This window comes from Methyloceanibacter sp., from assembly GCF_051306395.1.
Taxonomy (GTDB): Bacteria; Pseudomonadota; Alphaproteobacteria; order Rhizobiales; family Methyloligellaceae; genus Methyloceanibacter.
The window spans coordinates 1-12,548 of record NZ_JBPPND010000257.1; the positions used below are offsets into that span (position 1 = coordinate 1).

15 protein-coding genes, 1 other RNA gene and 1 pseudogene are annotated in these 12,548 nt (G+C 63.9%); 8 read left to right on the plus strand and 9 right to left on the minus strand.

The annotated features are described in order from the left end of the window. Window positions 1-123, plus strand: a pseudogene (locus ACSLE4_RS13905) (IS30 family transposase); the annotation flags it as partial. A gap of 76 nt (window positions 124-199) precedes the next feature. Here the strand turns inward: ACSLE4_RS13905 and ACSLE4_RS13910 are convergent. Further along, entirely contained in the window at window positions 200-1,195 is a 996-nt protein-coding gene (locus ACSLE4_RS13910; protein ID WP_435905030.1) for an NAD(P)H-quinone oxidoreductase, read from the minus strand. Between the two features lie 156 nt (window positions 1,196-1,351). Between ACSLE4_RS13910 and ACSLE4_RS13915 the strand changes: the two genes are divergently transcribed. Together ACSLE4_RS13915 and rcdA are read left to right on the plus strand one after the other, a co-directional pair. Beyond that, window positions 1,352-1,543 (plus strand): DUF1192 domain-containing protein, encoded by a 192-nt coding sequence (locus ACSLE4_RS13915; RefSeq protein ID WP_435905031.1) that lies wholly within the window; start codon window positions 1,352-1,354, stop codon window positions 1,541-1,543. A gap of 275 nt (window positions 1,544-1,818) precedes the next feature. Beyond that, entirely contained in the window at window positions 1,819-2,352 is a 534-nt protein-coding gene (gene rcdA / locus ACSLE4_RS13920; protein WP_435905032.1) for a protease adaptor protein RcdA, read from the plus strand. Between the two features lie 18 nt (window positions 2,353-2,370). Here the strand turns inward: rcdA and rpmE are convergent, their stop codons facing one another. Then, window positions 2,371-2,592 carry a 50S ribosomal protein L31 gene (gene rpmE / locus ACSLE4_RS13925; RefSeq protein ID WP_069623289.1) on the minus strand — a complete coding sequence of 74 codons (222 nt, stop codon included), beginning with the start codon at window positions 2,590-2,592 and terminating at the stop codon, window positions 2,371-2,373. Window positions 2,593-2,806: 214 nt separating this feature from the next. On the opposite strand from rpmE, the gene ACSLE4_RS13930 reads away from it, so the two are divergent. Beyond that, window positions 2,807-4,588: an ABC transporter transmembrane domain-containing protein gene (locus ACSLE4_RS13930; RefSeq protein ID WP_435905043.1), complete on the plus strand. Its 1,782-nt coding sequence runs from the start codon at window positions 2,807-2,809 to the stop codon at window positions 4,586-4,588. Between the two features lie 2 nt (window positions 4,589-4,590). Here ACSLE4_RS13930 and ACSLE4_RS13935 read toward each other — a convergent pair whose 3' ends face one another. The 6 genes from ACSLE4_RS13935 to ACSLE4_RS13960 form a co-directional block, all read right to left on the minus strand. Further along, the gene (locus tag ACSLE4_RS13935) at window positions 4,591-5,619 is read right to left on the minus strand and encodes a peptidoglycan -binding protein (RefSeq protein ID WP_435905033.1); all 1,029 of its coding nucleotides are present in this window, start codon (window positions 5,617-5,619) and stop codon (window positions 4,591-4,593) included. 3 nt (window positions 5,620-5,622) lie between these two features. Further along, complete coding sequence (locus tag ACSLE4_RS13940) at window positions 5,623-6,642, minus strand: flagellar motor protein MotA (RefSeq protein WP_435905034.1); 1,020 nt, start codon at window positions 6,640-6,642, stop codon at window positions 5,623-5,625. A 152-nt stretch (window positions 6,643-6,794) separates the two neighbouring features. Beyond that, on the minus strand, window positions 6,795-7,637 hold the full coding sequence (locus ACSLE4_RS13945) for an inositol monophosphatase family protein (protein WP_435905035.1): 843 nt from the start codon (window positions 7,635-7,637) through the stop codon (window positions 6,795-6,797). A 41-nt stretch (window positions 7,638-7,678) separates the two neighbouring features. Beyond that, window positions 7,679-8,242, minus strand: a complete 564-nt coding sequence (gene efp / locus ACSLE4_RS13950; RefSeq protein ID WP_435905036.1) for an elongation factor P — start codon at window positions 8,240-8,242, stop codon at window positions 7,679-7,681. Window positions 8,243-8,339: 97 nt separating this feature from the next. Beyond that, window positions 8,340-9,251 (minus strand): tetratricopeptide repeat protein, encoded by a 912-nt coding sequence (locus ACSLE4_RS13955; protein WP_435905037.1) that lies wholly within the window; start codon window positions 9,249-9,251, stop codon window positions 8,340-8,342. Beyond that, window positions 9,248-9,877, minus strand: a complete 630-nt coding sequence (locus ACSLE4_RS13960; protein ID WP_435905038.1) for a thiamine phosphate synthase — start codon at window positions 9,875-9,877, stop codon at window positions 9,248-9,250. The genes ACSLE4_RS13955 and ACSLE4_RS13960 overlap by 4 nt, the downstream gene beginning before the upstream one ends. A 213-nt stretch (window positions 9,878-10,090) precedes the next feature. On the opposite strand from ACSLE4_RS13960, the gene ACSLE4_RS13965 reads away from it, so the two are divergent. From ACSLE4_RS13965 to ACSLE4_RS13980, 4 genes are all read left to right on the plus strand, one after another. Continuing rightward, window positions 10,091-10,369, plus strand: coding sequence for a DUF4164 family protein (locus tag ACSLE4_RS13965; protein ID WP_435905039.1), 279 nt, complete (start codon window positions 10,091-10,093; stop codon window positions 10,367-10,369). Window positions 10,370-10,391: 22 nt separating this feature from the next. Further along, window positions 10,392-10,772, plus strand: coding sequence for a cell division protein ZapA (locus ACSLE4_RS13970; protein ID WP_435905040.1), 381 nt, complete (start codon window positions 10,392-10,394; stop codon window positions 10,770-10,772). A gap of 37 nt (window positions 10,773-10,809) precedes the next feature. Beyond that, window positions 10,810-10,966, plus strand: a non-coding RNA gene (gene ssrS, locus ACSLE4_RS13975) — 6S RNA. A 101-nt stretch (window positions 10,967-11,067) separates the two neighbouring features. Continuing rightward, window positions 11,068-11,898, plus strand: coding sequence for a TIGR00282 family metallophosphoesterase (locus ACSLE4_RS13980; RefSeq protein WP_435905041.1), 831 nt, complete (start codon window positions 11,068-11,070; stop codon window positions 11,896-11,898). On the opposite strand, the gene ACSLE4_RS13985 is transcribed toward ACSLE4_RS13980, so the two are convergent. Continuing rightward, complete coding sequence (locus ACSLE4_RS13985; RefSeq protein ID WP_435905042.1) at window positions 11,895-12,137, minus strand: hypothetical protein; 243 nt, start codon at window positions 12,135-12,137, stop codon at window positions 11,895-11,897. The two genes, ACSLE4_RS13980 and ACSLE4_RS13985, sit on opposite strands and share 4 nt — an antisense overlap. Window positions 12,138-12,548 lie beyond the last annotated feature (411 nt).

The window sequence follows — 12,548 nt, forward strand, 5'->3', positions numbered from 1 at the left end:
TCCGTGCACAGCCAAGCCAAACTGAACGCCGTGGCGCGCGAGCTTAACGAGCGACCAAGAAAGACGTTGCAGTATCACTCACCAGCGGAGAAGTTCTCCGAGTGTGTTGCGGCGATCGGTTGAATCGGCAACACTTAGCGGACATCTGAATGGCCTCGTCTGAGGACACGGTCTAGCGGCGCTCATTCGGCCCTGCGGCCTAGGTCATCTTCAGCACGATCTTGCCGATGTGTGCGGAATCGTCGATGCGCTTGTGAGCTTCGGCCGCCTCTTCCAGCTTGAAAGTAGAGTCGATCACCGGCTTGAACTTGCCGTCGGCGATCAGCGGCCAGATGCGCTCTTCGATGGCTTGCGCCATGCGCGCCTTGGTCTCGGGCTCTTGCGCCCGCAGCGTGGAGCCGGTGAGGGTGAGGCGGCGCATCATCAGCCGCATCAGATCGATCTCGACCTTGGAGCCCTGTAAGAAGGCGATCTGCACGATATGGCCCTCCAGCGCGGCGGACTTCAGATTGCGCTCGATATAATCGCCGCCCACCATGTCGAGAATGACATCGGCCCCGTGCTTCTCCGTCACCGTTCGAACCACCTCGACGAAATCCTCTTCGCGGTAGTTGATGGCGCGCACCGCGCCGAGCGCCTCGCAGGCCTTGGCCTTGGCGTCGTCGCCCACGGTGACGATCACCTTCGAGCCCAAGGCGGTGGCGAGCTGGATGGCGGTGGTGCCGATGCCGCTCGCCCCGCCATGCACCAATAGCCATTCGCCCGGCTCGAGCCCGCCGCGCTCGAACACGTTGTGCCACACGGTGAAGACGGTTTCGGGCAGCGCGGCCGCCTGGACAGCGTTGAGACCGTCGGGCGCGAGCAGCGTGGTCGCTTCCGGCGCAACCGCGAACTCCGCATAGCCGCCGCCGTTCACCAGCGCGCAGACGAAATCGCCCTCCTTGAACCGCGTCACGTTCTCGCCCACGGCGATGACGGGGCCGGCCACTTCCAGCCCGAGAAGATCGGAGGCCCCTTTCGGCGGCGGGTAGAGCCCTTGGCGCTGGAGCACGTCCGGCCGGTTGATGCCGGCGGCCTCGACCGCGATCAGCACCTCGTCGGCGGCGGGCTTCGGCACTGGCCGCATTCCGGCCACCAGCACCTCCGGTCCGCCGGCCTCGCGCGCTTCGATCACAGTCATGGTCTCTGGCAGCATCGGTTCCTCTTTATGTTGTCATGCCCGCGAAAGCGGGCACCCAGTAACCGACGATCTTCGTGATTTGAATGCGGAGGCTACTGGATGGCCCGGTCAAGCCGGGCCATGACAGATAAAGGGATTAAGCCCGAAATGCCACGATGCTAGGATGAGCCCATGGATCTCGACGACATCGCCCCGCCGCCCAAGAAAAAGACCCACGAGCTTGGCCAGGACCTCTCCAAGCTTTCGGTCGCCGAGCTTCAGGCGCTCATCGACACGCTCAAGGGCGAGGTCGCGCGGGTGGAAAAGGCGCTTTCCGATAAGCAATCATCGCTCAGCGCCGCCGAAGCCGCGTTTAAGCGCTGATAACTTTCCGGACACTGTTCCTTTAGGTAAATCGGGCCTTAGTCTTAACTCGTTGTTAGGAGTTGGGAGGTACTCTTCTCGTTATCCAGTCCTCTGGATCTGAGTGGCCTGTTCCACTCTGTTTGACGCCTCCCTGTTAACTTCCTGAGCCGCCAGTCTTTGGCGGCTCTTTTTTTGCCTGATTCTTGGGCCTTAACCTTGGTTACCGGAAGGCGACGACAACACTTTCCCATGGCATACTATGCCGCCGGGCTCAGGGGTGACGGAGTGGGGCGATGGCGGGGAAATCCAAAAACGACGACTATGACGACGGCGTAACCGTTTCATTCGGCGCGAAATTCGCGCGTTCGGACCAGTTCAAGACCGTGTTCCGCGAAGGCATGGCGCTGGTCGAGGCGGCCGCCGCCTATCTCGACGGCGATGGGCGCAAAGAGGCCCGCAGGCTGCGTCCGCCGCACTCTTTGGCCTATGCGACGGAAAGCATGCGGCTCACCACAAGGTTAATGCAGCTCGCGTCCTGGCTGCTGATCCGCCGGGCGGTGAGCGAGGGCGAGCTGACGCCGGAGCAGGCCGTCGAGGAGCAGCGGAAGATCAAGCTTCCAGTGCCGGGCGATCACCCGGCCCGCGATCTCTCGGCGCTGCCGGAGCGCCTGCGCGACCTCATCGAGCAGAGCGTCAAGTTTCAGGCGCGGGTCGTGCGCCTCGATCAGATGCTCGATTTCAACCAGCCGCCGGCGGCGGGCGAGACCCATCCGCTCAGCTCGCAGCTTTCCCGGCTGCGCCAGGCTTTTGGCCCCGACGCCGAGTAAACCGGCCAATTTAGCGGCCTATTTCAGGAAGCCTTCGTATTTCTTCTTGAAGCGGCTCAGACGGCCGCCGCGGTCGATCAGATGCTGCCCGCCGCCGGTCCAGGCCGGGTGGGTCATGGGATCGATGTCGAGCTTCAGCGTGTCACCCTCGGCCCCGTAGGTCGAATAGGTGAGGAACTCGGTGCCGTCGGTCATCACCACCTTGATCTGGTGGTAATCCGGGTGGATGTCCTTCTTCATTGCGGTCGCCTTGATAAATCGCATGGTTTGTTTGAGCGGAGCCTATACTGGAACTCGTGGCCGGGCACAAGACTGCGCCGGAAAGGCGCGGCATCAAGGTCTTGGCGCTTTAAGCTCAGGCCCTTAAAGTCGGCACACTCTAAAGTCTAGCTGGGCATTTCTTGTGCAACTCGTATCCTCGAAGTCCGACGGCAAAGATCGGCAGGAGCCTGAGATAGAGCAACCCGGGGAGGAAAAGGCGAAGCGCGTTTCGCTGCGTCCCCTCCTACGGCTGAGACTCTATCTGCTCCGCTACAAGGCCATGCTGGCCATCGCCTTTCTGGCGCTGGTGGTGGCGGCCGCGGCAACGCTTGCCGTGCCGCTTGCCATGCGCCGCATGATAGATCTCGGCTTCTCGGGGATCGAACCCGATCTGATCGACACCTATTTTGCCACATTACTTTTCGTCGGCGTCGTGTTGGCGCTTGCAAGCGCCGCGCGTTTCTACTGCGTGAACTGGCTCGGCGAGCGCGTGGTCGCCGATATCCGCGCCGACGTGTTCAGGCATCTGACCGGCCTGAGCCCCGCCTTTTACGAGGTCTCCCATTCGGGCGAGGTGATGTCGCGGCTCACTGCCGACACGACACAAGTGAAAGCCGCCGCGAGCACCGCCATCTCGCAAGCGATCCGCAACGCGCTGCTTCTGGCGGGCGCCGTCATTATGATGGTGGTGACGAGCACCAAGCTGTCGCTCGCCGTGCTCATCGCCATTCCCATTATCGTGCTGCCGCTCGCGGCCTATGGACGCTCGGTGCGGGCGCGATCGCGCCACGCCCAAGATACGCTCGCGCATGCCTCCGCCTATGCGAGCGAAAGTCTCGGCCAGGTGAGGGTGCTGCAAGCCTTCACGCACGAGGAAGCGACCTCGAAGCGATTCAGCGAAGCGGTGGACCGTTCCTTCGAGGCGGCGAACGCGCGCGCCAAGGCACGGGCCGGTCTCACGGCTATCGCCATCTTCCTCGTCTTCGCATCCGTCGTCAGCGTGTTGTGGTACGGCGCGCAAGACGTGCTGTCCGGCTCCATGACCGGCGGCACGCTCGGCCAGTTCGTGCTCTATGCGGTGTTCGCCGCCGCCGCGGTCGGCAGCTTGAGCGACGTGTGGGGCGAGGTGGCGCAGGCCGCCGGCGCCGCGGAACGGCTGGGCGAACTGCTACAAGTGCAATCCGCGATCGAGAGCCCAGCGAATCCAAAGGCGCTGCCCGAGCCGCCGCGCGGCGAGATCGCCTTCTCGGACGTCTCCTTCACCTATCCGCTGCGGCCCGAGACACGCTCGCTCGACGATGTGAGCTTCCATATCAAGCCGGGCGAACGCGTGGCGCTGGTGGGCCCGTCGGGCGCCGGCAAGACCACGATCTTCGCGCTGCTCCTACGCTTCTACGATTCGACCTCGGGCCGTGTGGACGTGGACGGCGTTCCCGTCAACGAGGCGGATCTCAATGCGTTGCGCTCGCGCTTCGCCGTGGTGCCGCAAGAGACGGCGCTGTTCGCCGACACTATCGCCGCCAATATCGCTTACGGCGCGGAGGCGGCGAGCCGGGCCGAGATCGAGGCTGCGGCAAAAGCGGCCTACGCGCATGACTTCATCATGGAGCTGCCGAAAGGCTACGACACCATGCTGGGCGAGGGCGGCGTGACGCTGTCTGCCGGTCAGCGCCAGCGCATCGCCATAGCGCGCGCGGTGTTGCGCAGCGCGCCGATCCTGCTGCTCGACGAGGCGACCAGCGCGCTCGATGCCACTAGCGAGACCTTGGTGCAAAAAGCGCTCGACAAGGTGATGGAAGGGCGCACGACGCTCGTCATCGCCCACCGGCTGTCCACTGTCGTGGGCGCCGACCGCATCCTCGTGCTCGATCGCGGGCGTCTGGTGGAAGAGGGGACGCATCAGACCCTGATCCGCCATGGCGGCGTCTATGCGCGGCTCGCCGAGCTGCAATTCGCGCCCGACGCCGCGGAGTAGTCCTACCGTTCGGTCAGCTTGAGCTCGATGCGGCGGTTGCGGGCGAGCGCCGCAGGGCTTTCGCCCGCGTCGATGGGCTGGAACTCGCCGAAGCCCGCCGCCACGAGATGCTTGGGCGAAATTCCCGCGTTCATGAGGTAGCGCACCACGGAGATGGCGCGTGCGCTCGACAGCTCCCAGTTGGAGGGGAACTCGGGCGTGGCGATGGGATTGATATCGGTGTGGCCGTCCACGCGCATGACCCAGGCGATGTCGGGTGGAATATCGCCTTGGATGTCCTTCAGCGCGCTCACGAGCTTGTCGAGCTCGCCATAAGCGCTCGGCTTGAGCTCCGCGGAGCCCGGGTCGAACAGCACGTCGGAAGGAAACACGAAGCGGTCGCCGACGATCTTGAAGTCCTGGCGGCTCCCTAGGGCCTGGCGCAATTTGCCAAAGAAGTCTGAGCGGATTTCGTTGAGCTCCCGAACCTTCTTGGCGAGCGCCACGTTCAGCCGCTGGCCGAGATCGGCGATCTTGGCTTGGGCTTCCTTATCCTTGGCTTCGGAGGCTTCCAGCGCTTCGTTGAGTGCGGCGAGCTGAAGCCGCAAGGCCGCAAGCTGCTGATTGAGCAGCTCGACCTTGGCCAAGGCGTCGTTGGTGATCTTGCGCTGCTCGTCGAGCTTGGTGCCGAGCGCCGCGGCGCGGTCTTCGGCGCCCTCGGTTTCGCCGCTGGCCATGCCGAGAAGCCCGGTGAGACGCTTGTTCTCGGCCTGCGTATCCAGCAGCGTCGCTTGCAACGCGGCCATATTGTCTTCGGTGCCTTCTTTTTTGGAGCGCTCGAGCGCCAGCAACTCGGTCAGCTCGGAGAGCTGGCGGTTCAGGCGGGACAGCATGGTGTCCTTGCCGCTCGCGGCCTGGGTGATGATGTAGTTGGTGACCATGAACATGGCCATGAGGAAGATCACCACGAGCAGCAGCGTGGACAGCATGTCCACGAAGCCCGGCCAGTAATTGGCGGAGTATTGACGGCGGCGGGCACGGGCGAGCGCCATGGCTTAGCTTCCTTCTCCCGCCGGCGCAGGCTTCTTGCCGCTAATCTGGCGGAGCACGGCGGCGAGCTCATGCTGCTGCTGCGCCTGCTCGTCGGCCCATTCGCGCACGACCTTCTGCTCGGCGCGCATCTGCCGGATGAGCTTGTCGACCCCTTGCGCGAGATCCTTCACAGCGTCGCCCGTATTGTCGTTGAGCATGCCGACCTCGACCTTCTCGCTGAGGTCCGACAGGGAGCGCTGCATGTCCATGAGTGCGAAGCGCAATTGGGGCGGCACGCTGTCGCCCGCGTCGGCCGATTGCAACTCGGTGATGTTGGCGAGCCAGTCCTCGAGCTCGTTATAGAAGCGGCTCTGAGCGTGGCCCGCTTGCAGGTCGAGGAAGCCGAGGATCAAGGAGCCGGCGAGGCCGAACAGGGAGGACGAAAACGCGATGCCCATGCCGGCGAGCGGCCCGGCCAGGCCTTCCTTCAGCTGGTCGAACAGCATCACATTCTCGCCGCCGCTCGTGTCGAGGGCGCCAATGGTATTGCCGACCGAGCTCACGGTGTGAAGCAGGCCCCAAAAGGTTCCGAGCAGGCCGAGAAACACAAGGAGTCCGACGAGATAGCGCGTAGTCTCCCGCTGCTCGTCGAGGCGCGACGCGACGGAATCGAGCAGCGTCCGCGCCGAGCCGGTGGCGAGCGACAAATGCCCGGTGCGGTCGCGCAGCATGGTGGCCATGGGCAGCAGTAGCACCGGCTGTTTCTCCACGGCGATGCCCGGATCGGAGATGCGGAAATCATTGACCCAGTTGATCTCGGGAAACAGCCGCAAGACCTGGCGGAAGGCATAGACAATGCCGACCAGGAGCACGGCGATAATCAGACCGTTCAGGCCGGGATTGGCCATGAAGCTTCGTCTCAGCTGCCCGGTCTGACCGTCGAGGATGATGGCAAGCAGAACGGCGAGAATGAGAAAGAGTGACATGCGCCAAAGAAAGACCTGGGGGCGCGTGAGCTTCGTCTTGTACTGCTTGGGTGCCATGTTCCGCCGTTGCTGGGTGATGTGACCTCGCGCCAGAGATTAACCGAATAGTTTGACGCGCAAAACGGCAACCTCAGGGCGGACAACTTCATAATTGCCCGCGGTAGGTTTGCCGGAATTGTGTAGGCGGCATGTCAGCGCCGGGCTTTGCCTTATTTGGCGGCCGCCGTTTTTGTTACAGTGTCGGCAATAGGGACGTTTTTGCCAGCGGCTTTCAGCAGTTTCAACAGCTTGGCGTGGATCGTCTCATTGCCGGCCACGATGCTGCCCGTCTCCAGCATTTCGTCCTTGTCGGCGATGTCGCTCACATAGGCGCCCGCCTCCCGCAGGATGACGATTCCGGCGGCGATGTCCCAGGCCCGTAAGCCGTGCTCCCAAAACCCGTCGAGACGTCCCGCGGCGGTCCAGGCCAGGTCCAGCGCTGCGGAGCCCATGCGCCGCACACCCGCGCTTGCCGACATCACCGCGCGCAGTTCCTTCAGGAACAGCTCGTGATTCGGCCGCCCCGCATGTGGAATGCCCGTGCCGATCACCGAGGCCGCAAGCTCGGATCGCGCGGCCACGCGCAAACGGCGGCGGTCGTTGATATAAGCGCCTTTGCCCTTCTCCGCGGTGAAGGTCTCGTCGGTGGCGGGATTGTAGACCAGCCCGGCGACCAGCTCGCCGTCGCGCTCCAGGGCGATGGAGACGGAGAAGATGGGAATGCCGTGGAGGAAATTCGTGGTGCCGTCGAGCGGGTCGACGATCCAGCGGTGCGTCGTGTCGGCCCCTTTGACCTCGCCGCGCTCCTCCATGAGGAGCCCATAGCCCGGCCGCGCGCGGGAGAGCTCGGTGAAGATAATGTCCTCGGCGCGGTGATCGGCGGCGCTGACGAAGTTGGCCGGGCCTTTCAGCGAGACCTGAAGCTGCTCCACCTCGCCGAAATCGCGCGCCAGGCTGCGGCCGGCCTTGCGGGCGGCTCCAACCATGACGTTCATCAACGCGGATGCGGGCATTGCTGTGTGTTCTCGCCCCGGCGGGGGTTGCCGTCGTGACGCTACTCGGCGCGCTTGACGTAGGTGATCTCGTTGGTGTCGACGACCACGCGCTCGCCCGCCTCGACGAAAGGCGGCACCATGACGCGAACGCCGTTCTCCAACATAGCAGGCTTGTAAGACGAGGCGGCGGTCTGTCCCTTCACAACGGGATCGGCCTCGACGACAGCGAGGGTCACCTGGTCGGGAAGCGCTACGCCGATTGCCCGGCCTTCGTGGCTCTCGACCGTTACCTTCATGCCGTCTTGCAGAAAAGCGGCGCGGTCCTCCAGAAGCTCGCGCGGGATCTGAATCTGGTCGTAGGTATCGGTGTCCATGAAGGTGAGCATGTCGCCTTCCGCATAAAGATATTGGTGGTCCTTCTGCTCCAACCGCACGCGCTCCACGGTCTCCGAGGCGCGGAAGCGCTCGTTCAGCTTCGTGCCGTCGATCAGGTTTTTGAGCTCGACCTGTGCGTAGGCCGGGCCCTTGCCGGGTTTTACGGCCTGGGTTTTCACGGCGAGCCACAGGCCGTTCTTGTGGGTGATCACGTTGCCGGGCCTGATCTCGTTGCCGTTGATTTTCATGGAGTCCCTTTTGGGATGCGTGGAGAAGTGGCGCCTTTAAGACGTGGGGCCCCGCCACTGTCAAGGGCGGGCGGCGGCGGGTGCTCAGCGTGAACCGCTAATCGGTCAGGCGCCCCGACTCCCAGGCATCCACCAGGCGCTCGGCCTCCACACGCTCTTCCTTGCCGAGCTTGGCCAGCATGATGTCGAGGGAGAAATCGCTGACGCCGGCTTGCCGAGCCAGCAAATGCCATTTGGCCGCCCTGACCGTATCGGGCTCGAAGACGACGCCGTTGGCGTAGAGCCGGGCCAGGCGGTTCTGGGCCACGGGGTTGCCCTTCTCGGCCGCGAGCCGGAAGAGCTGCGCCGCGCGCTTCTCATCCTTCTCCACGCCTTGGCCCCTGAACAGCATGGTGGCGTATTCGACCTGGGCCGCCGAGAGGCCGCCGTCGGCCGCCTTGCCGGTCCATTCGGCGGCTTTTTCCTTGTCGATCGGGACGCCCCGGCCGAACTGGTAGAAGGCGCCGAGATCGTACTGGGCTTGCGGGTTGCCGAGAGCGGCGGCCTTCTCCATCCATTCGGCGGCTTTGGCCTCGTCGGCGAGCCGGCCGCGCCCATTCAGATAGAGAAGGGCGAGATTATATTGCGCCGCCGGGTTGCCCGCCTTGGCGGCATGCTCGAACAAGTCGCCGGCGATGCGGAGGTCCTTGCGCACGCCCTGGCCTTCGGCGACCAAAAGGCCAAGCGAGAACTGCGCGTTGGAATCCCCGAGGTCGGCGGCTTTGGCGTAGGCATCGGCCGCCTTGGCGTAATCCTGGGCCACGCCCAGCCCGCTCGAATAGATCTCGCCGATAAGCGTAAAGGCCTCCTTGGACCCTGCCTCGGCCTCCTTCTCCGCAAGCTCGAGCGCCGTCAGATATTTGCCTTCGGCGTAAGCGGCATAGGATTCGCTTTCTTTGGCGTGGGCCTGACCCGCTGCCAAAAGGCAGGCGCTCACAGAGAGAAGGCAGGCGGCGAGGATGCGTCTCACGCGGCTCTCCTCGCGCCGCGAATAGCCTTATCGATGCCGGTAATCATGGCGAGCGCGGAATCGCTCTGCCAGATGGTGGGCGGCGGGGCAATGAAATCCGCACCGAGTGCCGCAAGCTGCTCAGCATGAGCCACGTTCTCGACGTTCCAGGCCACGCAAGGCACTACAAAAATCTCCGACCACCAGGCCACCAAATCCGTATACTGATCGAAATGATCGATAGTGCCACCCTCCACGCCGAAAGCGACATAGTCGGCGCCCGCCTCGGCGAGCGCCATCGCGCCGTGCCGGTCGAGTCCGCAACCCACGCCGATATTCGCGCTTTCTCCAAGAAGCGTACGGGCACGGGCATAGAGATCGGGATCGGCGGGAATATGCACGCCGTCGGCGCCGAGATCCTCGGCGCCGACGAGGTCGTTCTCGATCAGGCAGGCCACGCCGGCCCCTTGCACGAGATCGATCATGCGGTCGGCGGGAACCTTTTCCGATGCCTGACCGTTGTCGCACAGCAACACGCAAGCCGGAGCGACCTGCGCCAAGGCTTGGGTGAGTTGTGCGTCGAGCTTCGCAGTCAGTGGTGCCGGAACCTGCAGGTAGAGCCGGCATTGAGTCTTGGCGTCGGCCATGATCAGGGGGTTCCCACGGCGTTTGCGCGTCCGTCTCAAATCACACGCCTCGCGCCGCTGTCAAATTTGCGCAGTGCACAGTGAGAAGAGGGTTGTCGGCGGGTCGTTGAAGATTGAACATAGTGTCACCACATTGTCGCCAGGCTGCCGATCCACACATCGCTAGGCACCTTGACGATGTGTCGATGGCGTCGAGCGGGGAGGGCGAGCGCGATGAACCAGACAGATGCTCTTCAGCGGTTTGATGCCGCGTTTGATGAGCTTGAGGGTCATCTGAAGCAGGTCCTCACCGATGACGATGGGGAAGCTTCCGTCCCGGTTCTCAAAGAGCAAATTCGATTTCTGATCGAGGAGCGGGACCAGTTGTTGGACGATCTCGAAGCCGAGCGGCTCCGCATCCGGCGCCTCAAAGCCGCCAACGACGAAGTTTCCGGCCGGCTTGAGGTTGTGATGGGAACTCTCAAGGATATGATGCCGGCCATGCCGGGTTAACTCTGCCAAGCTGGGGGCGTTCATGGGGCAGGTGAGTGTCACGCTGAACGGGCGAAATTATCGTCTGGAATGCAGCGAAGGCGAGGAGGCTCACCTCACCGCGCTCGCCGACTATCTCGGCACTCATGTCGATGAGATGCGGCGGAAGTTCGGCCAAGTGGGCGACGATCGCCTGATCCTCATGGCGTCTCTGGTCGTGGCGGACGAGTTGTGGGAGCTGCGGCGCGAGATCGACGACCTCAAGACGGCGCTGGCCGGCGCCCGCCGCGACAAGTCCGCGTCCGACGAGAACGCCAAGAGCATCGAAGCGGACCTCACGGAGAAGATCGGCGAAGCGGCGGAGCGCCTCGAACTGATCAATGCGCGGTTCGCCGGGGCGGGCGGTGCGGCGGAGCGCCGCTAGTCGTTTGAACACATTTCTTTCGCTATAGTCTGCTGTTGGCGGGCTGCGGGGTGCGTTAGGAGCTTTTTCCCAGGGCCCTATAAGATCCTAAGGGAGCTGACCCTGGCGGGGACTGTGGTCTCTGCTACTCGGCGCCCACCTACTAAAGTAGGGATACCCGGGATCTTCGCTCCGACGGCCACCGCGGCCCCGCCAATCCCGCTACGCTTGCGCCAGCCCCCTCAGGCTGGCGGCAGGCGCCGCTATTCTGTATTGACCCCCGGATGATCCACTCACGAAAGCCCTGCGGCACCCCATGCGTCTTCTGTTCCTAGGTGACGTGGTGGGCCGGTCCGGGCGCGCGGCGCTGCTCGAGACCTTGCCGAAATTGCGTGAGCGCTATGCGGCCGACTTCGTTGTGGTGAACGGCGAGAATTCGGCAGGCGGCTTTGGCATCTCCGAGGTAATTCTCACAGAGCTGCTGGACGCGGGCGCCGACGTGGTGACAACCGGCAACCACATTTGGGATCAGCGCGAGGCGCTCGTCTTCATCGAGCGCTACGACCGCCTGTTGCGCCCCGTCAATTTTCCGGCCGGCACGCCGGGGAAGGGGGCTGGGCTGTTCAAGGCGGCGAACGGCGCGGACGTTCTTGTGGTCAACGCCCTGGGTCGGGTGTTCATGAGCGATCTCGACGATCCATTCCGCGCCGTGGAGGACGAACTCGCGGCCTGCGGCTTGAAATTGGGCGCCGACGCGATCCTCATCGACTTCCACGCGGAGGCCACGTCCGAGAAACAGGCCATGGCCCATTTCGTCGATGGCCGCGCCACCGCGGTGATCGGTACTCATACGCATGTCCCCACCGCCGACGAGCAGGTCCTGAACGGCGGCACCGCCTATATCAGCGACGCCGGCATGTGCGGCGATTTCGATTCCGTGCTCGGCATGGATAAGGAGGAGCCGATCAGCCGCTTCCTGACCAAGATCGCCTCGCGGCGCTTCGCACCCTCCAAGGGCGCGGCCACGGTCTGCGGCGTCGGCATCGAGGTGGACGATGCGACGGGCCTGGCGCGCGCCATCGCGCCGATCAGGCTCGGGGGCCGGCTGTCTCAGGCCGAGCCGGCCTTCTGGCTCGAAGAGGCTTAAGCCGAGCGCAGGCTGGGCCCGGGCGCGGCTTGCCGCGCGCGGCCATGGGCCCAGAGGCGCTTGAGGCAGGCAATCGCCTCATCCAGATGGATCAGCGCCTGATCGGCGTCGAGGGTCTCGTCGTAAAGGGCGATTCGGGCGCGCGCCACGTGATCGGCGGCTTCGGTACAAAGCTGCGGGAGACTTGGCAAAGGGCCGTCCGGCGCCTTGGCGGCCTTGGCTTTCCGTTTTGTCGTCATGTGGTCCCCCTTCCCCTGGACGCGAGGCCCGTGCAGAGCCCCAAGCCTTTGATTCTCAGGGCATTAAGGTTAAGGCTTCGCTAAATGGCTGCCCCGCCGGGATCGCCGCACCGCCCGGCAAGGAGAGGGGCGAAAATGTCACAAGAGCTTCAAAATCGACACGCAGAGGGCGGTTCGCGATTTAACCTTGCCGCCTCAGCCCGTATAACCAGTTGAGCTTTCCGCCGGACAGCTTGGCTTTTCAGCCGCGCACAAGGCGGAGCAATAACAAGGGGGAACGGGAGATGGATATGTTTGGGGGACTGACAAGAACATCCAGCCGCATCGCCATCGCAGCTGCATTTGGTCTGACGCTTGGGGTTTACGCCGTGAGCACGCCAGCCAAGGCAGCTGATTTGGGCGGCGATTGCT

Bases quoted from the DNA above. Each gene is read 5' to 3' on its own strand.
- ACSLE4_RS13965 (WP_435905039.1), top strand. From the start codon at position 10,091: ATGAACCAGACAGATGCTCTTCAGCGGTTTGATGCCGCGTTTGATGAG.
- rpmE (WP_069623289.1), bottom strand. From the start codon at position 2,592: ATGAAGAAGGACATCCACCCGGATTACCACCAGATCAAGGTGGTGATG.
- ACSLE4_RS13970 (WP_435905040.1), top strand. From the start codon at position 10,392: ATGGGGCAGGTGAGTGTCACGCTGAACGGGCGAAATTATCGTCTGGAA.
- ACSLE4_RS13945 (WP_435905035.1), bottom strand. From the start codon at position 7,637: ATGCCCGCATCCGCGTTGATGAACGTCATGGTTGGAGCCGCCCGCAAG.
- ACSLE4_RS13985 (WP_435905042.1), bottom strand. From the start codon at position 12,137: ATGACGACAAAACGGAAAGCCAAGGCCGCCAAGGCGCCGGACGGCCCT.
- ACSLE4_RS13960 (WP_435905038.1), bottom strand. From the start codon at position 9,877: ATGGCCGACGCCAAGACTCAATGCCGGCTCTACCTGCAGGTTCCGGCA.
- ACSLE4_RS13980 (WP_435905041.1), top strand. From the start codon at position 11,068: ATGCGTCTTCTGTTCCTAGGTGACGTGGTGGGCCGGTCCGGGCGCGCG.
- ACSLE4_RS13910 (WP_435905030.1), bottom strand. From the start codon at position 1,195: ATGCTGCCAGAGACCATGACTGTGATCGAAGCGCGCGAGGCCGGCGGA.
- ACSLE4_RS13935 (WP_435905033.1), bottom strand. From the start codon at position 5,619: ATGGCGCTCGCCCGTGCCCGCCGCCGTCAATACTCCGCCAATTACTGG.
- ACSLE4_RS13915 (WP_435905031.1), top strand. From the start codon at position 1,352: ATGGATCTCGACGACATCGCCCCGCCGCCCAAGAAAAAGACCCACGAG.
- rcdA (WP_435905032.1), top strand. From the start codon at position 1,819: ATGGCGGGGAAATCCAAAAACGACGACTATGACGACGGCGTAACCGTT.
- efp (WP_435905036.1), bottom strand. From the start codon at position 8,242: ATGAAAATCAACGGCAACGAGATCAGGCCCGGCAACGTGATCACCCAC.
- ACSLE4_RS13940 (WP_435905034.1), bottom strand. From the start codon at position 6,642: ATGGCACCCAAGCAGTACAAGACGAAGCTCACGCGCCCCCAGGTCTTT.